Origin of the sequence: Streptomyces sp. JJ66, from assembly GCF_019303495.1 — a bacterium.
Classification (GTDB): Bacteria; Actinomycetota; Actinomycetes; order Streptomycetales; family Streptomycetaceae; genus Streptomyces.
The window spans coordinates 1-24,791 of record NZ_JAEVFI010000016.1; the positions used below are offsets into that span (position 1 = coordinate 1).

At 72.3% G+C, this 24,791-nt stretch carries 20 protein-coding genes and 2 pseudogenes; 9 read left to right on the forward strand and 13 right to left on the reverse strand.

Annotation, left to right across the window (positions count from 1 at the left end):
* Nucleotides 1-173: 173 nt before the first annotated feature.
* The 3 genes from JJV70_RS13295 to JJV70_RS13305 all read right to left on the reverse strand — a co-directional run bounded on the left by JJV70_RS13295 (nucleotide 174) and on the right by JJV70_RS13305 (nucleotide 4,055).
* Nucleotides 174-1,997: a flotillin family protein gene (locus JJV70_RS13295; RefSeq protein WP_257573905.1), complete on the reverse strand. Its 1,824-nt coding sequence runs from the start codon at nucleotides 1,995-1,997 to the stop codon at nucleotides 174-176.
* A gap of 131 nt (nucleotides 1,998-2,128) precedes the next feature.
* Complete coding sequence (locus tag JJV70_RS13300; RefSeq protein ID WP_219048096.1) at nucleotides 2,129-2,800, reverse strand: hypothetical protein; 672 nt, start codon at nucleotides 2,798-2,800, stop codon at nucleotides 2,129-2,131.
* A gap of 139 nt (nucleotides 2,801-2,939) precedes the next feature.
* The gene (locus JJV70_RS13305; protein ID WP_219048097.1) at nucleotides 2,940-4,055 is read right to left on the reverse strand and encodes a helix-turn-helix domain-containing protein; all 1,116 of its coding nucleotides are present in this window, start codon (nucleotides 4,053-4,055) and stop codon (nucleotides 2,940-2,942) included.
* A gap of 365 nt (nucleotides 4,056-4,420) precedes the next feature.
* Here JJV70_RS13305 and nhaA point away from each other — a divergent pair, with 365 nt between their 5' ends.
* Nucleotides 4,421-5,815: a Na+/H+ antiporter NhaA gene (gene nhaA / locus JJV70_RS13310; RefSeq protein WP_219048098.1), complete on the forward strand. Its 1,395-nt coding sequence runs from the start codon at nucleotides 4,421-4,423 to the stop codon at nucleotides 5,813-5,815.
* Nucleotides 5,816-5,874: 59 nt separating this feature from the next.
* On the opposite strand, the gene JJV70_RS13315 is transcribed toward nhaA, so the two are convergent.
* The 5 genes and pseudogenes from JJV70_RS13315 to JJV70_RS22755 form a co-directional block, all read right to left on the reverse strand.
* Nucleotides 5,875-7,131, reverse strand: a complete 1,257-nt coding sequence (locus tag JJV70_RS13315; protein WP_219048099.1) for a DUF4185 domain-containing protein — start codon at nucleotides 7,129-7,131, stop codon at nucleotides 5,875-5,877.
* Between the two features lie 98 nt (nucleotides 7,132-7,229).
* Nucleotides 7,230-8,111, reverse strand: coding sequence for a GNAT family N-acetyltransferase (locus JJV70_RS13320; RefSeq protein ID WP_219048100.1), 882 nt, complete (start codon nucleotides 8,109-8,111; stop codon nucleotides 7,230-7,232).
* A gap of 83 nt (nucleotides 8,112-8,194) precedes the next feature.
* Entirely contained in the window at nucleotides 8,195-8,395 is a 201-nt protein-coding gene (locus JJV70_RS13325; protein ID WP_219048101.1) for a hypothetical protein, read from the reverse strand.
* A gap of 4 nt (nucleotides 8,396-8,399) precedes the next feature.
* Nucleotides 8,400-8,525, reverse strand: a pseudogene (locus JJV70_RS22750) (radical SAM protein); the annotation flags it as partial.
* Between the two features lie 30 nt (nucleotides 8,526-8,555).
* A complete protein-coding gene (locus tag JJV70_RS22755) occupies nucleotides 8,556-8,678 on the reverse strand; it encodes a hypothetical protein (protein ID WP_257573906.1) in 123 nt (40 codons plus the stop codon).
* Nucleotides 8,679-8,690: 12 nt separating this feature from the next.
* Here JJV70_RS22755 and JJV70_RS13330 point away from each other — a divergent pair, with 12 nt between their 5' ends.
* Nucleotides 8,691-9,272, forward strand: coding sequence for a DUF5753 domain-containing protein (locus tag JJV70_RS13330; RefSeq protein ID WP_257573907.1), 582 nt, complete (start codon nucleotides 8,691-8,693; stop codon nucleotides 9,270-9,272).
* On the forward strand, nucleotides 9,272-9,490 hold the full coding sequence (locus tag JJV70_RS13335) for a DUF397 domain-containing protein (protein WP_219048103.1): 219 nt from the start codon (nucleotides 9,272-9,274) through the stop codon (nucleotides 9,488-9,490). The genes JJV70_RS13330 and JJV70_RS13335 overlap by 1 nt, the downstream gene beginning before the upstream one ends.
* 155 nt (nucleotides 9,491-9,645) lie before the next feature.
* Here JJV70_RS13335 and JJV70_RS13340 read toward each other — a convergent pair whose 3' ends face one another.
* Nucleotides 9,646-11,733: an FUSC family protein gene (locus tag JJV70_RS13340; protein ID WP_219048104.1), complete on the reverse strand. Its 2,088-nt coding sequence runs from the start codon at nucleotides 11,731-11,733 to the stop codon at nucleotides 9,646-9,648.
* Between the two features lie 268 nt (nucleotides 11,734-12,001).
* Between JJV70_RS13340 and JJV70_RS13345 the strand changes: the two genes are divergently transcribed.
* Nucleotides 12,002-12,199: an AlpA family transcriptional regulator gene (locus JJV70_RS13345; RefSeq protein WP_219048105.1), complete on the forward strand. Its 198-nt coding sequence runs from the start codon at nucleotides 12,002-12,004 to the stop codon at nucleotides 12,197-12,199.
* 191 nt (nucleotides 12,200-12,390) lie between these two features.
* Nucleotides 12,391-12,609, forward strand: coding sequence for a heavy-metal-associated domain-containing protein (locus JJV70_RS13350; protein WP_219048106.1), 219 nt, complete (start codon nucleotides 12,391-12,393; stop codon nucleotides 12,607-12,609).
* A gap of 335 nt (nucleotides 12,610-12,944) precedes the next feature.
* Here the strand turns inward: JJV70_RS13350 and JJV70_RS13355 are convergent, their stop codons facing one another.
* Both JJV70_RS13355 and JJV70_RS13360 read right to left on the reverse strand, forming a co-directional pair.
* Entirely contained in the window at nucleotides 12,945-14,219 is a 1,275-nt protein-coding gene (locus JJV70_RS13355) for a citrate synthase (protein ID WP_219048287.1), read from the reverse strand.
* 233 nt (nucleotides 14,220-14,452) lie between these two features.
* Nucleotides 14,453-16,693, reverse strand: a complete 2,241-nt coding sequence (locus tag JJV70_RS13360) for an ATP-dependent RecD-like DNA helicase (protein WP_219048107.1) — start codon at nucleotides 16,691-16,693, stop codon at nucleotides 14,453-14,455.
* Nucleotides 16,694-16,920: 227 nt separating this feature from the next.
* On the opposite strand from JJV70_RS13360, the gene JJV70_RS13365 reads away from it, so the two are divergent.
* The 3 genes and pseudogenes from JJV70_RS13365 (at nucleotide 16,921) to rbsK (ending at nucleotide 21,836) form a co-directional block, all read left to right on the forward strand.
* A complete protein-coding gene (locus tag JJV70_RS13365) occupies nucleotides 16,921-18,456 on the forward strand; it encodes a sugar ABC transporter ATP-binding protein (protein WP_308294810.1) in 1,536 nt (511 codons plus the stop codon).
* Nucleotides 18,457-18,728: 272 nt separating this feature from the next.
* Nucleotides 18,729-20,809 (forward strand): annotated as a pseudogene (locus JJV70_RS23490) (substrate-binding domain-containing protein).
* Nucleotide 20,810: 1 nt separating this feature from the next.
* Complete coding sequence (gene rbsK / locus JJV70_RS13380; protein ID WP_219048110.1) at nucleotides 20,811-21,836, forward strand: ribokinase; 1,026 nt, start codon at nucleotides 20,811-20,813, stop codon at nucleotides 21,834-21,836.
* A 196-nt stretch (nucleotides 21,837-22,032) separates the two neighbouring features.
* Here rbsK and JJV70_RS13385 read toward each other — a convergent pair whose 3' ends face one another.
* Nucleotides 22,033-23,508 (reverse strand): S28 family serine protease, encoded by a 1,476-nt coding sequence (locus tag JJV70_RS13385; protein WP_219048111.1) that lies wholly within the window; start codon nucleotides 23,506-23,508, stop codon nucleotides 22,033-22,035.
* 326 nt (nucleotides 23,509-23,834) lie between these two features.
* Between JJV70_RS13385 and JJV70_RS13390 the strand changes: the two genes are divergently transcribed.
* Nucleotides 23,835-24,332, forward strand: a complete 498-nt coding sequence (locus tag JJV70_RS13390) for an NUDIX hydrolase (RefSeq protein ID WP_306823458.1) — start codon at nucleotides 23,835-23,837, stop codon at nucleotides 24,330-24,332.
* Between the two features lie 197 nt (nucleotides 24,333-24,529).
* On the opposite strand, the gene JJV70_RS13395 is transcribed toward JJV70_RS13390, so the two are convergent.
* Nucleotides 24,530-24,751, reverse strand: a complete 222-nt coding sequence (locus JJV70_RS13395) for a hypothetical protein (protein WP_219048112.1) — start codon at nucleotides 24,749-24,751, stop codon at nucleotides 24,530-24,532.
* Nucleotides 24,752-24,791 lie beyond the last annotated feature (40 nt).

The window sequence follows — 24,791 nt, forward strand, 5'->3', positions numbered from 1 at the left end:
GGGGTCCCGGCCCGGGCGGGGCGCGGGGTCCCGGCCCGGGCGGGGCGCGGGGTCCCGGCCCGGGCGGGGCGCGGGGCGCTAGGTCCCGGGTGCCCGGGGGTCAGCGCCTCGGCGCGGTCCGGCCACGCCGGGCGGGGCGGGACGCGCCTGGCCCGGCGTGGCCAAAGTGGTCGTTACTTCGCCAGCTTCGTCATCAGGTTCGTCGCGGCCAGGTCGCGCAGGCCGTTCGTGCCCAGGGCGGCCAGCGCGGTCTTGGCGTCCTCGGTGAACGTGGAGTCCTTCTCGTCCAGCCACTTGGCCGCGAGCGTCTGCACCGTGTCGCTGTGATCGACGAAGGCGTCCACGCCCTTGCCGGTGGAGATGGCGCCGACGAGGCGGTCGAAGAAGACGGAGTCGCCGCCGACGATGTCGATGTTGGCCTTCTCCAGGCCCGCGCCGACGAGCGTGGCCTGGGCCTCGGCGATGTGCCGGTGGACGTTGACACCGGCGAGTCGGATCTCCTTCTCCGCCTCCAGCCGCAGGCGGTACTCCTCGTGCTCGCGGCTGGCCTCGTCCAGCGCCGCCATGGCCGCCGCCTTCTCGGTCAGCCCCTCCGCCTCGGCGCGGAACCTCTCGCGCAACGCCTCCGCCTCGGCCAGTCCGCTGGCGGCCTCGTCGGCCCGCTTGGCCTCCGCGAGCCGCAGCGCGGCCTCGGCGTCGAGGTCGGCGGCCTTGCGGCGCGCCTCGGCGCGGGTGATCTCCTCGGCGGCGTGGTGCTGGGCGGCCTGTTCGGCGGCCTCGGCGGCCTTGATGTCCTTGACCAGCCGCTCCTGTGCCTGCGCCTCGGCGGCGATGATGAGCGCCTGCCGCTCGCGCTCGGCCTCCTCGACCGTGCGCAGCTTCTTGATCTCCTCCTCCTGCTGGGCGACGGTCTTCTCCACCGCGATGCGCTCGCGGACCACGTCGGCGATGTCGCGGCGCTCGGCCTCGACCTCCTTCTCGGCGGCGATGCGGCGCAGTTCGGTCTCCCGGTCGCGGGCGATGACCTCCAGCAGGCGGTCCTTCTCGATGCGCTCGCGCTCGACGGCCTCGACCCGTTCGCGGTTGAGCTGGGCGACGGCGATCTCACGCTCGCGGTTCTCGTTGTGCACCCCGAGGGCTTCCTCGGTCTTCAGGTGCGCGGTCTGCGCGCGCAGCCGCTCCTCGGCCTGGACGCGGGCGGTCTCGGCCTCCTCCCGGGCGCGCACGGTGTCGATCTCGCGCTGCTGGCGTATCTCGGCGTCCGCCTGCCGGCGCTGGAGCTCCAGCACCGCCTCGCGGGCATCGACGTTCTGCCGGGTGATCTCCTTCTCCTCGGTGCGCTTGAACTCGTTGGTGCGCACGTTCTCGGTGGTGGTCAGCTCGGTGATGCGGCGGATGCCCTGCGCGTCGAGGATGTTGTTGCTGTCCAGGGCGGCCAGCGGCGTCTGTTCCAGGTGGTCGATGGCCGCGTCCTCCAGGCTGTAGCCGTAGAGGTCGGTGCCGATGAGGGCGATGACGCGGTCGCGGAACTCGTCGCGCATGGTGTAGAGGTCGGCGAAGTCCAGCTGCTTGCCGACGGTCTTGAGCGCCTCGGAGAACTTGGCGATGAACAGCGCCTGGAGCGTGGCGCGGTCGCTGGCCCGCTCCGTGCCGATGGACTGCGCGACCTTGATGACGTCCTCCTGGGTCTTGTTGACGCGGACGAAGAACGAGACGCGGATGTCGGCGCGGATGTTGTCCTTGCAGATCAGGCCCTCGTTGCCGGTGCGGCCGATCTCGATCGTCTTCACCGAGATGTCCATCACCTCGGCCTTGTGCAGCACCGGCAGCACCACCGTGCCGGTGAAGGTGACATCGACCTTGCGCATCTTGGAGACGATGAGCGCCTTGCCCTGCGGCACCTTGCGGAACAGCCGGCCGACGAGGAGGAGCAGCGCGAGGCCGATGAGCAGAACCACGGCGAGCAGTACGCCCAGGCCGGTGGAGATGGCATCCATAGCGGAAGTCCTTAACGTGTGACGTGCGGGTGGTGCGGAGATGAGGACGAGGCGCGCGGCACCGCGGCTGCGGCTGTCAGCGCGCGGCCCGGAGGCAAACGGCGCTCACGTCCCGGGCCGGGGCGGGGCGGTCACGGCCCGGTATCCGGTGGTCCCAGGCCGAAGGGGGCGACGCGGAAGAACTCGCCCTCGGTGTCGTAGTCGTAGAGCAGCGCGGAGCTGCCGAGCTTCAGCCCGGCGGCGTCGGCGCCCTCGGCGCGGACCTGGACCACGGCGGTGGAGCCGTCCTCGGCGGCTACCTCGGCCTGCCCGAAGCCGGGGCCGACGCGGCCGGTGCGGATGGTGCCCACCCGGCCCACGAAGTCGGCCCGGGAGATGCCCACTTCGCCGGGGGCCAGGCGGCGCAGCGGGATGATCAAAAGGCGCGTCCCGGCCCAGGCGGCGAGCAGCGCGACGGGCAGCGTGAGGACGCGGAGCCAGGCGGCGTCGAACAGCGCCGTACCGCTCAGTGACGTGAACCAGGCAATCGCGACCAGCAGCGAGATGACGACCGTGACGGGCACGCCGCCCAGACCGAGCGCCGCCAGGCCCCCCGAAAACCCGGCGGCGTCCCCCGTTTCCCCCGTGTCGCCAAAACCCCCGGTGCCGACACCCTCCCCTCCTTCGTAGGCGTCGGTCCCGGGGATTTCAGCACCCCCCAGCAGCACCGCGAGCCAGTAGCCGACCACGACGACGAGCGCGAAGCCGAACAGGACGGCGGGGAACGCCAGCGCGGCGTCCCAGAATCCCCCGAATCCAGCCATTGTCCTGCCCCCCTCTACCGGTTGCGGTGTGCGGCCATCGTGGCACTGGGTGTGGCCAGGCCGCACTGCCAGAAACCGGCAATGTTTATCGGTCTCTTATGCCGTGTGCTGGTGCGCTCCACGGCGGCGTGGGCGCCGATCAGAGCTCCTCGGCGGGCCAGCCCAGCAGGCGGGCGCCCATCGCGGCCGTCTCCAGGGAGTAGCGCTGGAGCGGGTCGCCGTGGTCGTAGCCGGTCAGCTCCTTCACGCGGGCGAGGCGGTAGGTCAGGGTGCGCACGCCCACGCCGAGGCGGCGGGCGGCCTCGGCGTTGACGTGGTTGGCCTGGGCGCAGGCCATCAGGGTGCGCACCAGTGGCTCGGCCCCGCCGCGCGCCTCGGTGAGCGGGCCGAGCACGGTGCGCACCAGGTCGGCCATCGCGCTGCGGTCGCGCAGCAGCACCGGGAAGACGAGCAGTTCGGAGGCGGTGAGGCGGACGGGGAGGAGGGAGAGCCGGTCGGCGACGTGCAGGGCGTGCACCGCCTCCTCGTAGGAGAGCACCACCCCGCCGGGACCGGAGTGCTCGCGGCCGGCGACGACCCGGCGGGCGGCGACGTAGCCGGGACCCGGGTTTTCCGCCAGCCGGGCGAAGGCGTCCAGCACGGCCCGGTCCTCGCCGCTGGCGGCCACGCACACCACGCGTCCGTCCTTGGTGGTCAGCAGCGCGTCCCGGTCGCCGAAGCGGGCCAGCAGCTCGCGTTCGATGCGCCGGACGGTGGGGTGGACGTCGTCGTAGGTCTCGCCGGCCGGGCCCTCGGCGATGACGACGGCGTGCGTGGCGGCCAGTCGCAGCCCGAACCGCTGCGCCCGCTCGGCGAGGCGGCCCAGGTCGCTGCGGCCGTGCAGCAGGTCATCGACGAACTCGCGCCGCTCGGCCTCCTCCTGGCGCACCGCGAGCCGCCGCGCCGCCTCGTGGCCCTCGCCGAGCGCGCCGATCGCCGCCTCCAGCGCGGCCAGGATGGCGTCACCGGTGCGGGCGCGTTCGGCGGCACCGGCCGAGCGCATGACGCCGGGCAGCGAACCCCACTGGGCCCGCGTCTCCCCCACGTACAGGCCGACCACCGCGCGCAGCTTGTGCCCGGCCTCCGCCGCCCGCTCCCCCAGCTCGCGGAACGCGTCCAGCTCGGCGCGGCGCGGCAGCCGTCCGGTGCTGGAGACCTCGGCCAGCAGCTTCGGGTAGTCCCCCAGGAAGCTGTTCGGTATCCCGGTACGTCGCACGCCTTCTCCTCACACCCCGTCTCGGTTCCCCCAGCCTGGCGGTCCGGCGGTGCCCTCCGGCATGGCCCGGCTCCGCGTCCGGCTGACGGCTCAGGTTAGGCGGCCGTAGGTGCGGGGCAGGTCACCGGCCGGGTCCGTGATCCGCGCCACAGAGCCGATGCGTCGCGGCGGGCGGTGGAGGTGGTACCCGCCGGTAGGGCGGCGTAGCTCACAATGAGCCTTGCGGTAAAGCCGTGACGTGCGGGTACGGTGATATGGAACGCGTCAACGCGATCTTGGTGTGCCGGGAAGTCTGGTCGGCAGCACGAGCCCTCGTGCTTTTACGGTTCGCATGTCCGTCCGCTTTCCCCCCAGGAGGCCGCTCCATGACGTCCACACCACCCCCGCCGCCGACGCAGAACCGGGTGTTCGCCCGGCCCGGTCTCAAAGAGCGGCGGCTGTTGGCGGACGCCCTGCGCACCGAGACCGCCGGTGGCCTGATCCTGCTGGGGGCGGCCGTCGTCGCGCTCATCCTGGCGAACACCCCGCTGTCCGAGCTGTACGAGAAGGTCAGCCACTTCCACTTCGGGCTGCCCGCCCTCAACCTGGACCTCTCCGTCGCGCACTGGGCCTCGGACGGACTGCTGACGATCTTTTTCTTCGTCGCCGGTATCGAGCTGAAGCGCGAACTGGTGGTCGGCGAGCTGCGGCGTCCGGCCGCCGCCGCCCTGCCGGTCGTGGCCGCGCTGGGGGGCATGATCGTGCCCGCGCTGTTCTACGTCGCCGTCAACGCGCCGTCGAACGGTGACCTGAACGGCTGGGCCGTGCCGATGGCCACCGACATCGCCTTCGCGCTCGGGGTCCTCGCCGTCATCGGCACCAACCTGCCCTCCGGCATCCGCGCCTTCCTGCTGACGCTCGCCATCGTCGACGACCTCGGCGCGATCATGGTGATCGCCGTCTTCTACACCTCCACCCTGAACCTGTGGGCGCTGGCCGGTGCCATCGCCGGTCTGGCGGTGTTCTGGGCGCTGCACCACAAGCTGAACGTGCGCGGCTGGTACGTCTACGTGCCGCTGGCCGTCGTCATCTGGGCGCTGATGTACAACAGCGGCGTCCACGCGACGATCGCCGGTGTGGCCATGGGCATGCTGCTGCGGGTCAAGGAGCGCACGGGCGAGTCCGCCTCCCCGGCCGAGCACATCGAGCACCGGGTGCGGCCCATCTCGGCCGGGTTCGCGGTGCCGGTGTTCGCGCTGTTCGCGGCGGGGGTCAGCGTCTCGGGCTCGGCACTCGGCGAGGCGGCGAGCGAGCCGGAGGCCCTCGGCGTCGTGGCCGGCCTGTTCGCGGGCAAGATCATCGGCATCTTCGGCGGCACCTGGCTGGCCGCCCGCTTCACCAAGGCCGAGCTGAGCGACGACCTGTCCTGGCCGGACGTGGCCGGGGTGTCCATGCTCGCGGGCATCGGCTTCACCGTCTCGCTGCTGGTCACCGAGCTGGCCTTCGACGACGCCGAGACCGTCGAGCACGTCAAGGCCGCCGTGCTGATCGCGTCCTTCCTGTCCGCCATCGTCGCGGCGATCCTGCTCAAGACCCGGGACCGGCACTACCGCCGGATCTGGGAGGAGGAGACCCGCGACGAGGACCACGACGGCATCCCCGACATCGACCAGCGCGAAGAGGCCGAGCTGGCCGCACAGGCCGCCGCCCGCGAGGAGGCCGCGCGGCGCGGGGGCACCGCGTCCGACGACGGCGACGGTCCGGACAGCCCCCGGCACTGACCTCGCCGCCCCTCTCCGGCCGCCTCTTCCGGCCGTCCCCGCGCAGCCGCTGCCGCTGCTCAGCCGCCGCCCCCGCTCAGCTCCAGCCGGACGAAGCGGGGGCGGTAGAGCTCCACGTCGCGCTGCACGGCGGCCGTGGATGAGGTGACGTTGACGTCGTAGCTGAGCAGCAGCCCGTCGCCGCTGCTCAGCGCCGGGTGCGCCTGCGGGTTGTAGGCCACCGCCCCGGCCTGCTCGCCACCCTCGGGCAGCGGCGGCGTCAGCACGTCGGACGGGCCGTGCCAGGGTCCCTGCGGGTCGCACGCCCAGTACGAGGTGACGGTCGTCAGGCCGCGCCCGTCCGGGCCGCCCGCGTCGGTGGTCAGCAGCAGCCAGGTGCCGCCGTGCCGGGTGACGGTGTAGGTGTTGCTGGCGCCGCGCTCCGGGTCGCCGGACGGCTTCGCGCCCACCGGCAGCGGCGCGGCCCGGCCCGGGTCGGCCTGCCAGGCGGCGCCGTCCCAGTAGCGCCAGGCCGCGCGGTCGGCGAGGGCGCCGACGGGCACGCGGGCCACGTGGGCGCGCGCCGCCCGGCCCTGCGCGGTGCGCTCGTCGGCCCCGAACACGTACGTCCACTCCCCGTCGCGCACCGCCGAGGTGCCGTACAGCACGCGCTCGGCGGGGTCGGTGGAGGCGGGCACGTCGATCGGCTCGACGGACTCCACCGCCAGGTCCGGCAGGCTGAGCGTGGCCACCTCCGTCGCCCGCGGGATGCCGAACACCCACGGGCCGGTGCCTTCCTCCCGCTGCCACAGCAGCACGCGCACCACCCGCTCGTCTGACCCCGGCGCCCGCGGTTCGACGACACCCTGCACCGGCCAGCGCCACACCTCGCTCCCGTCGGCCGCCGCGAGCCCCGGGAACAGCGCCCCGGGTCCCGGCCCCAGCAGGGTGCGCTCCAGCGTGCCGTCCGGTGCCATCACCAGCCCCGCGTTGCGCACCCAGGCCGGGGACGCGTCCCGGGCGGGGCCGCCGAACGTCGTCTCGGGGTGTACGCGGTCCAGGAAGGTGTCCGCCGACAGCCACAGGGTGCGCCCGTCCGGCAGCCGCACCGACCGGCTCCCGTCACCCCCGGTCCAGTCGTCCAGCCGGCTGTTGTCGTCGCCGTAGCGGGCGAACTCGGCGGTCACCGCCCGCGCGGGCTCCCACCCCCGCACACGGACCGGCTCGCAGGCGCCGCCCCCCTCGTGCTGGGGCCGCTCCCCGGGCAACGTGAGCACCAGAATGACCGCACACACGAGCACGACCACCCCGCCCAGCAATACCACGGTCCGCCTCATAACCCCGCACGATAAGCCGCCCCCCACCCGCACCCCATGAGACCCCGGTCACACCGCGCCGTCCCTCAGGAGGGATGCAAACAACGACCGGTCGTTGATCAGAGTGTGCGGGTGCAGATGAAGCCGAGGGACGCGAGGTCTTCGGTTTGGCAGAGGCGGTCGGAGGCTCCGCCGACTTCGGTCTGGAGGAGTTGGTAGTCGGCTCCGTGGTGGTGGCCCCAGTTCATGGCGGCGCGCCACAGGGCCCGGCCATAGCCGTGGCCCCGGTGTTCGGGTTGAACGCCGAAGTACTGAGGGAGGAGCTGGGTTCGGCCTGCTGCGTCGGTGATTGTCTCCATGGGGCCGATGGCTCCGGCTACCCGGCCGTTGCGGGTGATGGTGAGGACGGGGCCGAGGTCACCGGTCTGTACCTGCTGGTGGAGGAAGTCGAACCCTTCGTTCTTCATGGCTTCGGCGAATGGAGCGAAGGAATGCCGGGCCGAGGGCGGGAGTTCGTCATAGGGCGTGACGTCAGCGTGGGCCGGGGTCTGTGGGCCTTTCTGGAAGGTCTTGAGCTGGAGGCGGGTGCCGGTGCCGAGCGCGTAGGTCTCGGGCTGGCCGGGGTCGAGGAACCAGACGAGGCGGGCTGCCGTGGCGTTGTGGTTCGCGGCGAGCTTGTGGGCCAGGTCGGCGGCTGTTGTGAGGCTGTCGGGTTCGCTGCCGTAGACGTGGACCTTGACGGTGGTGCGGTCGCCTCGCCGGGTGAGGGTGGGCAGGAGCGCGAGGCGTTCGTGGTGCACGACGTCTTCGCCCAGGAGGTGTTCGTTCTTGGGGCCGGGCCAGCGGCGGTCCTTGTCGTGGGGGAGGAAATCACCGGTTCCGGCGATGCGGGCGACGTCCTCGAAGAGGTCGGCGGTGACGGCGTCGGGGTGGACCGGGCCGAGGGTGGGGATGTACGGCACGGTCATCAAAGGCGTGATCTGGCCCCAGTGGATGCGCATGGCCGCACGCTACTCGTCTGCCGCACAGGGCTCAGGCCCTGGCGCGGATGCGTCAGGGCCTGAGCGGTGGTGACCAGCCAGGGTCAGTGGGGGTTGTCGTCGCCCGCGTTGCACGAGCACTTGAGGGCGTCCATCACCGTGTCGAGATCGGCTACCGGGGTGATCGTGGTGACCGCAGGTGCGGGCTCTTCAACGAGCCGCGTCGCGTAGGACAGGGAGCCGTGGGTGGGCAGGTCGTCTGGGAGGGGCCGCCTGGGGGCGATCTCGACGGGTACAGCCGTCATGGTTTCACCTTTTCCTTCCGTGCTGGCAGTAACTTTCCAGTGGTGCCTTCGCCTCCTGGTAGTGCTTGGCCAGGGGCCTGCACACGGTGCAGGAACCGGAGAGCTGGCAGCCGGAGCAGCCACCGGTGCGAGGCTTCAGCGGGTAGAAACCGGATGGCGGTCACTGCGGCAGGCCGGGCACCTGAAGGATCTCCTGGAGCGCTACGGCGTCACCGACGAGGACGACGTGGACCGGCTCCTGGCCATCCAGCGCGACGCCGCCAGCCGCGAGTGGTGGACCCACGCCGGAAGCTCGATGACCTCCGGAATGCCCCGCTTCCTCGGCATCGAGTCAGCCGCCGTCGAGGTACGCGCCTTCCACCCCGGCCTGGTCCCCGGGCTGCTCCAGACCCGGGCCTACGCCGAGGCGGTCCATGAGAACCACAAGCTCATCGACGAGACCACCACGGAGTTCATGCAGCAGAACGTGGAACTGCGGATGCAGCGGAAGGAGGCCCTGACCCGCACCGAAGACCCCACGAAGCTCTGGGCGGTCCTCTACGAACCCGCACTGCGCTGCGCCATCGCCGACCGGGAGGTGATGTGCGAGCAGTACGAGGAACTGGTGAAACTGGCCCAGCGTGACAACGTGACCATACAGATTCTCCCCGCAACGGTCCGCGGCTTCGTCGCCACTCACGACCTGAGCATCATGCATCTGGGGCCCGGCCTGCCCACGGCCGTCCAGGTGGACACCGCCTGGAGCACGGTCGCGGTGAGTGACAAGCCACGTGAAGTAGCCCGGTTCGGCCGCATGTTTGACACCCTGGTGGCCTCCGCGCTGCCGCCCCGGGAAACCCCTGAGTTCCTGCACCGACTAACACGAGAGACCGAGTAATGAACAACCCACGTCCCCTCGCCGCCGCCTTCTGTGTTCCCGACGACGCCTGGCGCAAGTCTTCGTACAGCGGCAGCGGCACGAACTGCGTCGAAGTCGCCGCCGTTCCCGGCGGCCTCGCCGTGCGCGATTCCAAGAACAGCGCCATTCCCGGTTTCCAGGCGGGTCGTTCCGCCTGGGTGGCCTTCATCCAGGCCATCAACACCAGTCGAATGTGACAGCGACGCCCACGACCTCTCTTCTCGGGAGCTGAGGGGGCGTGGGCCTCTCCTTCCCTTCGCCATGTCCGAGGCGCGTGTGGGCATGGGCGTTTCAGCCTCAGCGGACCCGGCCGTGCGGGACCCGCGTCGCGTGGCTGAAGGTCACTCAGCGACTAAGCAGCGGGGGTGGTGACGGCGTCGGACAGTTCGTCCAGGGCGTCGGTGATCAGCTCCGCGGCGCGCAGCGCCACACCGTCGGGGTGTTCGGCGTGCCGCTGCCAGTGGGCGAGCGCCGCCCGTACCGGGGTCCAGTCCGGCTCCGCGCCCGCCCGCACCGCCCGGTCGGCGTCCGGCAGCGTCTCCCGCAGCGCCGCCGCGAAGGTGGCCGCGCCCCGGTCACCCGGGGTTCCGGGCGCGGGCAGGTGCGCCTCGGCCAGCATCGCCGAGCGGGCCAGCGTGCCGAGGGCGGCCTGCGCGTCCGTCGCCCGGCGCCGGGGCAGGCCACGGTGGCGCACCGGCTCGGCGCCCGCCCGCGCGGTGGCCTGGTCCCACTCCCACCGCGCGGCCCGGGTGTCCAGCAGGGCCTCGCGCACGCGGCGGTGGGTGCCCGCGCGCGGGGTGCCGAAGCCGTCCAGCACGGCGACGGCGAACGTGCCCGCCGCCGTCAGCCAGTCGGCCAGCCGCTCGCGCAGCCTCGGCGTCTCCCAGGCGGGGAAGACCGCGTAGGAGACGAGTGCGAGCGCGCCGCCCAGCAGCGTCAGCTCGATCCGCTCCAGCACCGTCTGGGCCCACTCCGCGCCCGCGACGCCGAGCAGGAAGACGACGTACGCGCCGGTGCACGCGGACATCACCATGAACCCGGTGCGGATCAGCGCGTACAGCAGGAAGACGGCGGCGACGGCGAAAGCGGCGGCCAGGTAGGGGCCGGGGTCGGACAGGGCGAGGACGGCGCCGCCCAGCGCGACCCCGGCGACCGTCCCCACCAGGCGGGCCGCGCCCCGCTCGGCGGTGGCGGAGAAGTCGGGGCGCAGCACCATCACGACGGTCAGCCCGACCCAGTAGCCGTGCCGCGTCGGCAGGGCCTGGCCCAGCAAGTAGCCGGTGCCCGCCACCGCGGCCAGCCGCAGCGCGTGCCGGAAGATGGGCGAGGAGGCGCGCATTTCGCGGCGCAGGGTGCGCAGCGCCACCGGAATCTGCCCTGGCCCGGTCGGCCGGCGCAGGTACGGCCGCCCGTCCGCCGGTGCCACCTCGACCGGCGCCTGGGCCGCCTCGACCGTCTCCTCGGTCAGCGCGATCAGCCGCAGCGCCGCCTTGCGGGCCGGAACCGGTGGCAGCACCGGGCCGTCGGCCGGGACCCGCAGCACCGCGAGCGCCTCGTCCGGGACGCGGACGTGCTCGCCGCGCCGGATCGCGCGGGCGGTGGCGTCCAGCACCGTCGCGGCGGCGGCCAGCAGGGCGCGCACCCGCTCCCGGGCCTGCCCGGGCGGAGCGGGGACGCCGCCGACCACGGGATCGGCCAGCGAGGCGAGCACCGGCCGGTACCGCTCGGCCAGCTGCCGGTAGCCGTGGAGCTGGCGGGGACGGCGCCGGGCCTGGCGCGGGGTGACGGCGGCCGCGTCCCGGGCCTCCATCAGCGGCACGGGGTCGAACGGGGCGGTGGGGTCCTCGCGCAGCCGCCGCGCGTAGTCGGCCACCCCGGCCAGCGCGTCGGCCAGCGCCTCGCGGCGTGCGGCCCAGCGGCGGATGGGGAACACGGCGATGAGCACCGCCTGGACGACGCCACCCAGCGCGATGATGCCCGCGTGCAGCGCCGCCTGGGGCACCGAGGAGGGCAGCGTGACGACGACGAGCATCATCGCCACCGTGAACGCCGCCACCACACCGGAGACCGGTCCGGCCGCCCACGCCATGCCCGCGCCGAAGGCCCACACCACGAGCAGCACGGTGAACGCCCCCACGTGCCCGGCCAGGACGTAGCCCAGGAAGGCGCTGACCGACAGCCCGGCCGCCGCCCCCAGCGCCAGCACCGCGCGGGGCCGGTAGCTGCGCTGGAACGTCGCGATGCCGGACGCGAACGCGCCGAACGCCGAGGACACCGCGAGCTGCGGCGACCCGAGCCACAGCGTGACCCCGATGACGAGGGCCACGCCGCAGGTGCCGCGCAGCGCCAGCAGCGGCGTCAGCGTGCCCCGCTCGATCCGCACCCCGGCCCGGGCGGCGTCCCTGAGCGCGGCAGCCCACCTCGCTGTCGTCCCCGCCATGGGCACGAGGATAGGACGGCAGCGGTGCGGACCACTGTCGCGGGCGATGCCGCCGGCCACACCGGCGGAGGGCTGGGGCACCGGCCGCAGGCGGGAGCGGTTGCGCGGTGGACCGTGGACCGGGAGTTCGCCGCCGTGTCACGAGTGTCACCGTTACGCGAGTGGGATGTCACGGGGTCTCGACAGTGGGCGGGCGTTGTCACGGTGTGTCGTCGTGCGGAGAGCAGGGTGTTGCCGCATCACCCGTCACTCCTGTGGAGGTGTCGCTATGGCTGACCGCCGTCTGTGGTCGTACAAGGAGATCGCCGCGCACATCCAAGTGCAGCCGGACACCGTGCGGTCGTACCGCAAGCACGGGCATCTGCCCGCGCCGGACGTGGTCGAGGGCGGCCGTCCGTTCTGGTACGCCGACACGATCCGCGATTGGGTCACGCGCCGCCCGGGGCACGGCCGCCGCGGCGGTTAGCCCTTCGGTGAGCCCGTTCCCGTCCTTTCCCGGAAACTGAGGGCATGCCCCAGCCCCGAAGAGGCCCCGCAGGGGTCCCGGGGCTGGGGACACGCCCCTGGCCCCGGGAGGGGTGGGAGCGAGCGGGAAGATACACCCCTCGGGTATAGCGTTTTCCCGCAGCACAACCGAAACGCACCAAGGAGGCTCCGATGGCGAGCGTCACCACCACCTATGAGGTCAGCGGCATGAGCTGTGCCCACTGCGAGAAGGCGATCGCCGAGGAGATCGGCGGTCTGGCCGGTGTCACCGAGGTGAGGGCGGACGCCGGCAGTGGCCGCGTCACCGTCAGCTCGGCCGGGGAGCCGCACGACGACGCCGTGCGCGAGGCCGTGGACGAGGCGGGGTATGAGCTGGTCGGCCGGGCCTGACCCGTCCCGCGCTGGCCCGGCGCCCGGGAGCCGCGTCGTCTGAGGAACCCCTGCGCGCACAGGAGGACGCCCCGCTCGTGAGTCCCCCCACGGGCTCACGAACGGGGCGTCCCGGTTCCCGGCACCTGACTCCCCCCACGGGATCACGGCCGGGCGTTCGGCTGGGCTGAGGCCGTACCACGGTGGCCGCTCAAGCACCCGCGGACGTTCAGCCCGGGACGGCGACTCCGCCGGGTGTCGCCGTCACCCGGTTCGACCGGGGAGGGGCGCAGAGGGTTGTACCCCCGCCGCCGTGAACTGGATCACAGCAACGGGGGTACCGGAAGTGCTTTGCTTCAGCGCTGCTCGACGGGGAGGTAGTCGCGCTCGACGACGCCGGTGTAGATCTGGCGCGGGCGGCCGATGCGCGAGCCCGGCTCCTTGATCATCTCGTGCCACTGGGCGATCCAGCCCGGCAGCCGGCCGATCGCGAACAGCACGGTGAACATGGACGTCGGGAAGCCCATGGCGCGGTAGATCAGGCCGGTGTAGAAGTCCACGTTGGGGTAGAGGTTGCGCGAGACGAAGTAGTCGTCGCTCAGCGCGTGCTCCTCCAGCTTGAGCGCGATGTCCAGCAGCTCGTCGGACTTGCCGAGCGCGGACAGCACGTCGTGCGCGGCGGCCTTGATGATCTGGGCCCGCGGGTCGAAGTTCTTGTAGACCCGGTGGCCGAAGCCCATCAGGCGGACGCCGTCCTCCTTGTTCTTCACCTTGCGGATGAAGGTGTCCACGTCGCCGCCGTCGCGCTGGATGCGCTCCAGCATCTCCAGCACGGCCTGGTTGGCGCCGCCGTGCAGCGGGCCCCACAGCGCGCTGATGCCCGCGGAGATGGAGGCGAACATGTTGGCCTGGGAGGAGCCGACCAGGCGCACGGTGGAGGTGGAGCAGTTCTGCTCGTGGTCGGCGTGCAGGATGAGCAGCTTGTCCAGCGCGCTGACGACGACCGGGTTCAGCTCGTACTCCTCGGCCGGTACCGAGAACGTCATGCGCAGGAAGTTCTCGACGTAGCCCAGGTCGTTGCGCGGGTAGACCACCGGGTGGCCGACGGCCTTCTTGTAGGCGTAGGCGGCGATCGTCGGCAGCTTGGCCAGCAGGCGGATGGTGGAGATGTGCCGCTGCTGCTCGTCGAAGGGGTTGTGGCTGTCCTGGTAGAAGGTGGACAGCGCGCTGACGACCGACGACAGCATGGCCATCGGGTGCGCGTCGCGCGGGAAGCCGTCGTAGAAGCGCTTGACGTCCTCGTGCAGCAGCGTGTGCTGGGTGATCTCGCCCCGGAAGGCGGCCAGCTCATCGACCGTGGGCAGCTCGCCGTGGATGAGCAGGTACGCCGTCTCCAGGAACGTGCCGCGCTCGGCCAGCTGCTCGATCGGGTAGCCGCGGTAGCGCAGGATGCCCTGTTCGCCGTCGAGGAAGGTGACGGCCGACTTGACCCCGGCGGTGTTGCCGTAACCGGCGTCCAGAGTCACCAGGCCGGTCTGGGACCGGAGCTTGGCGATGTCGAAGCCGTTGTCCCCGGTCGTGCTCTCGACCAGCGGATAGCTGTACTCGCTGCCTCCGTGCCGCAGCACCACAGCCTGCTCGGGGCTGACCCCGCCGCTGCCGCCGTTGTCGCCGTTGTCGCCCTTGAGGCGGTCTTCGCTCACGTCATCCCTCACCGACGTCGTGCCTCTTCTTCGAGGTGCAGAAGTTGAACCGTGGAGCCCTGGCCCGTGTTCTTTTTTCCCACTCTCCCCCACTTGCTGCCGCGTAGTGCGCTCGGGGTCGGCCAAAGGGCGCCTTGGTGGCACGGAGTGCCGCAGAAAAGCTACGCTTCGCCGCCCACCGTGCGCAATCGATGATCGAGCATCGTGTGTCTGCGCCCCGCCGACACCGTGCGGACGGCCTGGGCCAGCGCCCGCCGCGAGCCGACCAGCACGACGAGCCGTTTCGCCCGCGTGACAGCCGTGTAGAGCAGGTTGCGCTGGAGCATCATCCACGCCCCGGTGGTGACCGGTATCACTACCGCCGGGTACTCGCTGCCCTGCGAGCGGTGGATGGTGACGGCGTAGGCGTGGGCCAGCTCGTCCAGCTCGGCGAAGTCGTACTCCACCTCCTCGTCCTCGTCGGTGCGCACGGTCAGCGTCTGCTCCTCCGGGTTCAGGCCCGTCACCACACCGACGGTCCCGTTGAAGACGCCGCTGACCCCCTTGTCGTAGTTGTTGCGGATCTGCGTCACCTTGTCCCCTACCCGGAACACCCGGCCGCCGAAGCGCTTCTCCGGCACCGAGGGCCGCCCGGGGGTGATCTCCTGCTGGAGCAGCCCGTTCAGCGCGCCCGCGCCCGCCGGGCCCCGGTGCATCGGCGCGAGCACCTGCACGTCACGGCGCGCGTCGAGGCCGAACTTCGCCGGGATGCGGCGGGCGGCGACCTCCACGGTGAGGCGGCCCGCGGCCTCGGTGTCCTCCTCGGGGAAGAGAAAGAAGTCCGGCAGGCCCTGGGTCAGCGGCGGCTGCCCGGCGTTGATGCGGTGCGCGTTGGTGACGACACCGGATTGCTGGGCCTGGCGGAAGATCCGCGTCAGCCGGACGGCGGGCACCGGCCCGCCCTCGGCGAGCAGATCCCGCAGCACCTCCCCCGCGCCGACGGACGGCAGCTGGTCCACGTCCCCCACCAGCAGCAGGTGCGCGCCCGGCGGCACCGCCTTGACCAGCTTGTTCGCCAGCAGCAGGTCCAGCATGGACGCCTCGTCCACCACGAGCAGGTCCGCTTGGAGGGGGCGCTCGCGGTCGTAGGCGGCGTCGCCACCGGGTTTGAGCTCCAGCAGGCGGTGGACGGTGGAGGCGTCCGCGCCGGTCAGCTCCGCCAGCCGTTTGGCCGCCCGCCCCGTCGGCGCGGCCAGCAGCACCTGAGCGCCCTTGGCCCGGGCCAGCTCCACCACCGAGCGCACCGTGAACGACTTGCCGCAGCCCGGGCCGCCGGTCAGCACCGCCACCTTGCGGGTGAGAGCGAGCCGCACGGCATCGTGCTGCTCGGGCGCCAGCTCCGCACCGGTGCGCCGCGCCAGCCAGGCCAGCGCCCGCTCCCAGTCCACGTCGGCGAACGCGGACAGCCGGTCCTCGCGGGTGTGCAGCAGGCGTCTCAGCTGGGCGGCCAGCGCCGTCTCCGCGCGGTGGAAGGGCGGCAGGTAGACGGCGGTCAGGGTGTCGCCGGGCTCGTCCGGGTGCGGCACCCGCTCGCGGACGACGCCCTCCTCGTCCGCCGCGAGGGCGTCCAGACACTCGATGACCAGGCCGGTGTCCACCTGGAGCAGTTTGACGGCGTCCGCGATCAGGCGTTCCTCGGGCAGGAAGCAGTGCCCCTGGTCGGCCGACTGGGACAGCGCGTACCGCAAACCCGCCTGCACCCGTTCGGGGCTGTCGTGCGGGATGCCCACGGACTGCGCGATCCGGTCGGCGGTCAGGAAGCCGATGCCCCACACGTCGGCTGCCAGCCGGTAGGGGTGCTCGCGCACCACCGAGATCGACTCGTCCCCGTACTTCTTGTAGATGCGCACGGCGATGGAGGTGGACACGCCAACGCTCTGGAGGAAGATCATCACTTCCTTGATGGCTTTCTGCTCCTCCCAGGCGGCGGCGATCTTCCGCGTCCGCTTCGGGCCGAGGCCGGGCACCTCGACGAGCCGGGCGGCGTCCTCCTCGATGACGTCGAGTGTCCGCAGCCCGAAGTGGGTCACGATGCGGTCCGCGATGCGCGGGCCGATGCCCTTGATCAGCCCCGAGCCCAGGTAGCGGCGGATGCCCTGGATGGTGGCGGGCAGCACCGTGGTGTAGTTCTCCACCGTGAACTGCCGCCCGTACTGCGGGTGCGAGCCCCACCGGCCCTCCATGCGCAGGCTCTCGCCCGGCTGCGCGCCGAGCAGGGAGCCGACGACGGTGAGCAGGTCACCGTCGGGCCCGGCGTCCTTGCGGCGCGCGGGAGCGACCCGGGCGACCGTGTAGCCCGTCTCCTCGTTGGCGAAGGTGATGCGCTCTAGCACTCCTTCGAGCACCGCCGGCTGGAACGACATGTCACCGACCGTAAGCCCCACCACCGACAGTGCGACACCCCAGGCGGATGGCCGCCGCCGCGAAGGAGGTGGGCGAGAGCCGGAATCCAGCACGCCGGACGCCGCCACCAAGGCGAAGTAAGCACAGCTGCGAGGCACTTGATCTATGCCGAGGCCATGCGTTTCAATCACGGACCCGGCGGGTGATGGCGCGGGACGCCCGTTCGACGCAGGAAAGGCAACGCCCGGTGACGTACGCGGACAGCCGCACCTTCGCCCCCCTCGTGCGCGTCGAAGGCGTCACCAAGACCTTCCCCGGCGTGGTCGCACTGGACGGCGTGGACTTCGCGGTGCGCGCGGGCGAGGTGCATGTGCTGCTGGGCGAGAACGGCGCCGGGAAGTCCACCCTGATCCGGCTGCTCGCCGGGGCACACCGGCCGGACGCCGGACGCCTCCTCGTGGACGGCAGCCCGGTGCGCGTGCACGGCGCACGGGACGCCGCGCGGCTCGGGATCGCCACCATCCACCAGGAGCTCCACCTCGCTCCGGACCTGACCGTCGCCGAAAACCTCTTCCTCGGCCGCCCGCCGCGCCGCTTCGGGCTGGTGGACCGGGCCCGGATGGAGGCCGACGCCGCTGACCTCCTCGCCCGCGTCGGGCTGGCGGTCTCCCCGCGTGCCCGGGTCCGCGAACTGGGCGTGGCCCGGATGCAGCTGGTGGAGATCGCCAAGGCGCTGAGCCTGCGCGCGCGGGTGCTGGTGATGGACGAGCCGACGGCCGTACTGACCGGCGGCGAGACGGAGCGCCTGTTCGCCCTCGTGCGGCGGCTGCGCGCGGAGGGCGCCGGCATCGTGTTCATCACGCACAAGCTGGAGGAAGTCGCCGCGCTGGGCGACCGGGTGACGGTGCTGCGCGATGGCCGGGCCGTCGCACAGGTCCCGGCGAGCACCACCCGCGAGGAGCTGGTGCGGCTCATGGTCGGCCGCGACATCACGGTGCGGTACCCGCGCGAGCGGGCCCCGGTGCGCGCGGACGGGCCCCCGCTGCTGCGGGTGGACGGGCTCGGGCGGGCCGGGGCGTTCGAGAACGTCAGCTTCGAGGTGCGCGGCGGCGAAGTGGTGGGCCTGGCCGGGCTGGTGGGCGCCGGACGGACGGAGGTGGCGCGCGCGGTGTTCGGGGCCGACGCCCACGACCACGGCAGCGTGCGCGTCCTGGGCCAGCCACTCCCCGGACGCGACGTGCCCGCCGCGCTGGCGGCCGGCGTCGGCTTCGTCCCCGAAGACCGCAAGGCGCAAGGGCTGCTGCTGGACGCGTCGGTGGCGGAGAATCTCGGCCTGGTGACGCTGCGCCGGGCCGCGCGCGCCGGGTTCGTGGACCGCGCCGGGCAGCGCCGGGCCGCCGCCGCGATGGCCGCGCGGCTCGGGGTGCGCATGGCCGGGCTCGACCAGCCCGCCCGCACCCTGTCCGGCGGCAACCAGCAGAAGGTCGCGATCGGCAAGTGGCTGCTGGCAGGCAGTCGGCTGCTGATCCTGGACGAGCCGACGCGCGGGGTGGACGTGGGCGCCAAGGTGGAGATCTACCGGCTGGTCAACGAGCTGACCGCCGCCGGGCACGGGGTGCTGATGATCTCCAGTGACCTGCCGGAGGTGCTGGGCATGAGCGACCGCGTACTGGTGATGTGCCGGGGACGGCTGGCTGGTGAGCTGTCGGCGGACGCGGCCACGCAGGACGCCGTGATGGCGCTGGCGGTCGGCTCCGCGTCCTCCGCCCGCCCGCGCGGCTGACGGAGCCGGGGGGCGGGTTGCCGTTCCCGGGAGCCGGTGCCGGGCGCCGGTGCCGGGCGGCGGTGCCGGGCGGCGGTGCCGGGCGGCGGTGCCGGGAGCCGGTGCCGGGCGGCGGTGCCGGGAGCCGATGCCGGGCGGCGAGCACACGACGGGGCGCGGCAGGCCCCGTCGGGGCGCGGCAGACAGGCACCACACGCGGCCAGCGGACGACGACACGACGCCCAGACGGGCGGCGACACCCCGGACAGCGGACGACGAGAGGACGGCGAGGTTTGGCCACCGAGACACGAGGCAAGAGCGCGGCGGCATCCGGAGCGGGCGACGGGCCGCCCGGCACGGTTCCGGCACGGGCGCGCCGGGTGTTCCACGACAACGGCGCCCTCGGCGCGCTGCTGGCGCTCGTGGCGGTCCTGGCGCTGCTGTCGCCGGACTTCCTGACCACCCGCAACCTGATGAACGTCGGTGCGCAGGCGGCCGTGGTGGCGATCCTGGCGTTCGGCGTCACCTTCGTCATCGTCGCGGCCGGGATCGACCTGTCGGTCGGCTCGGTGGCGGCGCTGTCGGCGACAGTGCTGGCCTGGACGGCGACCGCGCAGGGGGTACCGGTGTGGCTGGCCGTGCTGGGCGCGCTGGCGACGGGCCTGGTGTGCGGCCTGGTAAACGGGCTGCTCGTCGCGTACGGCAGGCTGCCCTCGTTCATCGCGACGCTGGCGATGCTCTCGGTGGCGCGCGGCCTTGGCCTGGTCATCTCCCAGGGCAGCCCCATCGACTTCCCCGACCCGCTGGGCTTCCTCGGCCGCAACCTCGGCGACTGGCTGCCCGTGCCGGTACTGGTGATGCTGGCGATGGCCGCCCTCGCCGCACTCGTGCTGAACCTGACCTACAGCGGCCGGGCGATGTACGCGATCGGCGGCAACGAGGAGGCGGCGCGGCTGTCCGGCATCCGGGTCGCGCGGCAGAAGCTGGTGATCTATGGGCTGTCCGGGGTGTTCGCGGCCGTCGCGGGCGTCGTGCTGGCCTCCCGCCTGGTATCCGCGCAGCCGCAGGCGGCCTTCGGCTACGAGCTGGACGCCATCGCCGCCTGCGTCATCGGCGGCGCGAGCCTGTCTGGCGGTGTGGGCCGCGCGTCGGGCACGCTGATCGGCGCGCTGATCCTCGCCGTACTGCGCAACGGGCTCAACTTGCTGAACGTTTCGGCCTTTTGGCAGCAGGTGGTGATCGGGGGGGTTATCGCACTGGCCGCACTTCTCGATACACTCCGTCGCCGTACGTGATCGGTCCGTGCCGAGGGTCGATCGGCAACCGACCGTTCCCGACGACCGCACCACACCGCAGACCGCATCGTTCCCGACCACCGACCGCTCCCGACCCGCACGTCGCTCTTTACCCCGCCCGTCGACTGCAAGGAATGCAGCACATGCGTACAAAGAGAACGTCCCTGGCCACCGTCGCCGCCCTGCTCGCCCTGACCGCCACCGCCTGCGGCTCCGGTACCGCCGCCTCCGGAGGGGAGGACGGGATCGAGATAGGCATGTCGATCTCGACGCTGAACAACCCGTTCTTCGTAGAGCTGAAGAAGGGCGCGGAGGACGAGGCCGAGGCGAACAAGGTCAGGCTGACGATCACCGACGCGCAGGACGACGCCAGCACCCAGGCCAACCAGGTGCAGAACTTCATCAGCCAGAACCTGGACACCGTGGTGATCAACCCGGTTGACTCCGACGCCGCCCGGCCCTCGGTGGAGGCCGCCGACAACGCCGGTGTGCCCGTCGTCGCCGCCGACCGCGCGGTCAACGGCGCCAAGGTCGCCACCACCGTCGCCTCCGACAACGTGCAGGGCGGCGAACTGGCGGCCCAGCAGCTGGCGGAGGAGCTGGGCGAGCGGGGCAAGGTCGTCGTCCTGCGCGGCCTCTCGGGCACCTCGGCCTCGCGCGAGCGCGGCGAGGGCTTCGAGAAGGGCATCGCGCGATTCCCGGCCATCGAGGTCGTCGCCACCCAGCCCGCCGACTTCGACCGTACCCAGGGCCTGGACGTCATGACGAACCTCCTCCAGGCGCACCCCGACGTCACCGGCGTCTTCGCCGAGAACGACGAGATGGCGCTCGGCGCGCTCCAGGCACTCGGCGACCGGGCGGGCAGCTCGGTGACCGTCATCGGCTTCGACGGCACGGCCGACGGGCTGAAAGCCGTGCAGCAGGGCACGATGGCCGCCACCATCGCCCAGCAGCCCGACGAGCTGGGCCGCATGTCCGTGCGCAACGCCGTGCGGGTGGCGCGGAGCGAGGAGGTGGACACCGAGATCAAGGTGCCGGTGAAGGTCGTCACCGAGGAGAATGTGAAAACCTTCCTCTGAGATGACACCCGCCACCGCACCCCACACCCCGGACGCCTCGCCCACGCCGGATACCCCGGCCGGGCCGGACGCCACGGCCGGGCCGGACGCCACGGCCGGGCCGGACGCCACGGCCGGGGTATCCGGCCCGCCCCACCTGGACGTCCTGGTGGTCGGTTCCGCCAACGCCGACCTGGTGACCACCGTCGAGCGCCACCCCGCCCCCGGCGAGACGGTGCTCGGCTCGGACCTGGCCGTCCACCCCGGCGGCAAGGGCGCCAACCAGGCTGTCGCCGCCGCCCGGCTGGGCGCGGCGACGGGTCTGCTGGCCCGGGTCGGGGACGACGCGTACGGGCGGCTGCTCACCGCGTCCCTGCGGGACGCGGGCGTGCACACCGGCCGGGTGCTCACCGGCGGCGGCTCGCCCACCGGCGTCGCGCTCATCGCCGTGGGCGCGGACGGCGCCAACACCATCGTCGTCTCCCCCGGCGCCAACGCCCGGCTGACGCCCGCCGACGCCGCCGCCGCGCGGCCGGTGCTCGCGGCGGCGTCGGTGGTCTCGCTGCAACTGGAGGTGCCACTGGAGACGGTGGCCGAAACCGTACGGCTCGCGGCCGACGCGGGGACGCGCGTGGTGCTCAACCCCTCGCCGCCCGCCGCGCTGCCGCCCGAGGTGCTGGCAGCCTGCGACCCGCTGGTGGTCAACGAGCACGAGGCCCGGCTGCTGCTCGGCGCCGACGCGGGCGAGGACGCCGCCGAGTGGGCCACCGCGCTCCGTCGGAGGGGACCGCGCAGCGTGGTCGTCACTCTCGGCGCACAGGGCGCGCTGACCGCCTCCGCCCACGGCACGGTGCACGTCCCCGCGCCTGCGGTGACGGCCGTGGACTCCACCGGCGCCGGGGACGCCTTCACCGGCGCCCTGGCCTGGCGGCTGGCGCGCGGCGACACGCTGGCCGACGCCGCCCGCCTGGCGGTACGCGTCGGCGCGCTGGCCGTCACCCGGCCCGGCGCGCAGTCCAGCTTCCCGTCGGCGGCCGACCTGGCGTGACGCCTCCCGCGCCTGGACGGGCGCCGCTTGACTGGCGCTGGCTGGCTGGCGCTGGCACGTCCAGCGCTCGGGCTGGCTGGGCTGGGACCGGTGGGTGTTCGGGCTGGCCGCGAGGCGAGCGGCCCCGGTGCGACAGGTGCGCCGGGGCCGCCCGTCCCGGGCCGGGAACGCCGTGTTCAGCGCGGGGTGCCGCGCCTCACGGCAGCCGCGTCGGTGTCCGCTCGACCATGGGCCGGTCCAGGGACGCGTCATACGGGGCGAGCGCCTGCGGCAGCCCGGCGGCCGAGGACGCCGCCGCCCGCCCGCTCGCGGGCCGCTCGTCGGCGACATCGGCCCAGCGCAGCACGGCCTCGGTGGCTGTCACCCGGTCGGCGTCCCGCAACTGGGCGATGTTCGCTCCGTGGTTGGCGCCGGGCGCGACGAACACGTGGGTGTCGTCAGTGTGCCGCCCGACGCGGAACGGCTCGGCGCCCCACGGGTCGTTCTCGCCGTTGACGAACAGCATCTGGGAGGAACGGCCGCGCACCCAGCGGTCGATGTCCCGCATCGCGTACCAGTCGAAATACGGGAGGTCGATCTCGTCCGGGACGGCGTTGCGCGGGTGGTTGACGTCCGGGTAGCGCAGCAGGCCCCGCAGGTGCGGGGTGCGCACGGTCGGGAAGCCCAGCTCGGTAGCCGCCTGGTAGTAGTACGGCGTGTACGGGGTCATGCCCTGGTCGGTGTAGAAGGCGAACCCGGATACCTGGTCCAGGTAGGTGTACAGCTCGTCCACCGAGGCGTTGGCACCCGGTGCCTGCCCGCAGTCGGCCTCGTCCTGGTACTGGAAGAACGCCCACACCAGGTCCAGCACGACCACCTCGAAGGCCCGGTCCGCCGAACCGTACAGCTCGAAGCTGTACCCCTCCTTCTGGGCCATCTCCTCATACCGCGCGACGAGTTCACCGCGCTGCCGCAGGGCCTGCCGCTGCACGCCCTCCAGCCGGTCGCGGCACTCCCGCGTGGAGACGGTGGCGAAGAACCGGTCGTAGGCACGGTCGTTGTAGATGTTGGTGTTGTTCGGCGCGACGTAGGCGACGGTGCCGTCCATGTCGCGGGGGTAGAACCGGCGGTAGTAGGTGGCCGTCATGCCGCCCTTGCTGCCGCCGGTGGAGATCCAGTTCTGGTCGTAGATGCCGTCCAGCGCGGCGTGAATGCGGTGCTGATCGCTGGCGGCCTGCCAGATGTCCAGCTTCGACCAGTCGGCGGGCTCGGGCCGCGACGGGGTGAAGAACCGGTACTCCATGGACACCTGGTTGGCGTCCGCGATCCGCGTCGGCTCGCTCCGCGAGGGGTTGGGGTTCAGCCCGTACCCGGAGGTGTAGAACACCGTCGGGCGGTCAACCGACTTGTGCAGCACCGATATGCGCTGCTCGAACGTCCCCCGCCACGGCCGCCGGTGATCGACGGGCTGCTCGTAGGTGAGGACGAAGAACCGGTACCCGTCCACCGGCTTCTCCGCCACCAGCTCCATCCCGTCGATGGCCAGCAGCCGGTCCTTGATACCGGACTCGGCCCTGTCGGGCTCGGCACTGCCGGACTCGGCCGCGGTGGCGACCCCTCCCGACGCCGTACCAGCCACCGCCGTACCGATCAGCACGACAAAGGCCAGCACCCATCTGAGCACTGCGCGCATGTGCGACTCCTCAGGATTCCCCAATAACACAGGTCGCCGCGCAACCTATCCACTCCCCACCCCCCACACCATCCCCTGCGGACCCCCACTTCCAGCCACCTGTGAGCCGGCCCTCACACCTCCGCCCCGTGCCATGCACACCACCCTGCCGACGGGTGACGCCACCCCACGCCCACCTCAACGCACGCAGCACCCCACCCAGCGTCACCACACGCTGCCGCATCCGGTGTCGGCGCCCGCTGCGGCACCCCGGAGTCGGCGCAGGGGCACCCTCCAGCTCAGGCACCGACCCCCGGAACAGACCGGTGACCGCGTAAGGTCAAAGCATGGGCAAGGCATTGGCCACCGGCCCCCTACAGATGGCGCTGCTCGGCTTCGAACGCACCGCGCGGGAGCACACCGAGGCGACCGGCGCGGCCGACACGGCATACGTCCTCATCGCCCTGCGGCACCGTGAGCGCCTGTTGCTGGTACGGGTACGGCGGCGGGGATGCTGGGAGCTGCCGGGCGGCAAGATCGACCCGGGCGAGACACCCCGCGCGGCAGCCGTGCGCGAACTACTGGAAGAAACCGGCCAGCACGTGCGCTCCGACGCCCTCACCCTGGCCGGGTACGCGACGACCGCCATCGGCCCGCAGCAACGCATCCTGCGCGGCGCGGTGTTCACCGGCCGCACCGAACGTCCGCAGGCGTTCACCCCGACCGAGGAAATCGCCGCCACCTGCTGGTGGGACGGCGAAACAGCCCTCCCGGACGGCCCCCTCCAAACCGTTGACACCTACCTCGCCAAACTAGTCACCGGCCCCCTCCACCCAGAGCCGTAACCCAGGAACGGCTACCCGCCCCGGGGCCTCCGGTACCTGCTCAGAACGCCCTTTGCCGCGTCGGTCACGGGGCGACTCCCCGGCGAGTGCCGTCCAGGTGTGGCCGGAGAACTTTCAGTGCCGCCTGCATCGCAGAGAAATATCACAGCAGTACGACGGGAGAGGCAACTTCTCCTCCTTATAGGAGGAGTTGCACATCATCCACGGTCGCCAAACTCTTCAGATGCCCGGTCGATTTGACGTTTCCGGACAAAGGCGATTCCCAGCGCGGGGCCGACAAGAAGACCTGACGCCTTCCCCAGGGAGTCGAGGAAAGGTGCCCCAAAAGCCATCTGCAAGCCCGTGATAAGCACCACCATGAAAATCAGCGCTGCGAAAAATGTCAACCACGGCCTTGTCGCAGTCCATTCAGGCGCCATCCGTTAAATCCTTCCCGTGTGCGGAACAGCCTTCCGGCTG

Excerpts from the sequence above, each read along its gene's own strand:
- JJV70_RS13295 (WP_257573905.1), bottom strand. The coding sequence starts at position 1,997 with ATGGATGCCATCTCCACCGGCCTGGGCGTACTGCTCGCCGTGGTTCTG.
- JJV70_RS13300 (WP_219048096.1), bottom strand. The coding sequence starts at position 2,800 with ATGGCTGGATTCGGGGGATTCTGGGACGCCGCGCTGGCGTTCCCCGCC.
- nhaA (WP_219048098.1), top strand. The coding sequence starts at position 4,421 with ATGACGTCCACACCACCCCCGCCGCCGACGCAGAACCGGGTGTTCGCC.
- JJV70_RS13315 (WP_219048099.1), bottom strand. The coding sequence starts at position 7,131 with ATGAGGCGGACCGTGGTATTGCTGGGCGGGGTGGTCGTGCTCGTGTGT.
- JJV70_RS13320 (WP_219048100.1), bottom strand. The coding sequence starts at position 8,111 with ATGCGCATCCACTGGGGCCAGATCACGCCTTTGATGACCGTGCCGTAC.
- JJV70_RS13325 (WP_219048101.1), bottom strand. The coding sequence starts at position 8,395 with ATGACGGCTGTACCCGTCGAGATCGCCCCCAGGCGGCCCCTCCCAGAC.
- JJV70_RS13330 (WP_257573907.1), top strand. The coding sequence starts at position 8,691 with ATGACCTCCGGAATGCCCCGCTTCCTCGGCATCGAGTCAGCCGCCGTC.
- JJV70_RS13335 (WP_219048103.1), top strand. The coding sequence starts at position 9,272 with ATGAACAACCCACGTCCCCTCGCCGCCGCCTTCTGTGTTCCCGACGAC.
- JJV70_RS13340 (WP_219048104.1), bottom strand. The coding sequence starts at position 11,733 with ATGGCGGGGACGACAGCGAGGTGGGCTGCCGCGCTCAGGGACGCCGCC.
- JJV70_RS13345 (WP_219048105.1), top strand. The coding sequence starts at position 12,002 with ATGGCTGACCGCCGTCTGTGGTCGTACAAGGAGATCGCCGCGCACATC.
- JJV70_RS13350 (WP_219048106.1), top strand. The coding sequence starts at position 12,391 with ATGGCGAGCGTCACCACCACCTATGAGGTCAGCGGCATGAGCTGTGCC.
- JJV70_RS13360 (WP_219048107.1), bottom strand. The coding sequence starts at position 16,693 with ATGTCGTTCCAGCCGGCGGTGCTCGAAGGAGTGCTAGAGCGCATCACC.
- rbsK (WP_219048110.1), top strand. The coding sequence starts at position 20,811 with ATGACACCCGCCACCGCACCCCACACCCCGGACGCCTCGCCCACGCCG.
- JJV70_RS13385 (WP_219048111.1), bottom strand. The coding sequence starts at position 23,508 with ATGCGCGCAGTGCTCAGATGGGTGCTGGCCTTTGTCGTGCTGATCGGT.
- JJV70_RS13390 (WP_306823458.1), top strand. The coding sequence starts at position 23,835 with ATGGGCAAGGCATTGGCCACCGGCCCCCTACAGATGGCGCTGCTCGGC.
- JJV70_RS13395 (WP_219048112.1), bottom strand. The coding sequence starts at position 24,751 with ATGGCGCCTGAATGGACTGCGACAAGGCCGTGGTTGACATTTTTCGCA.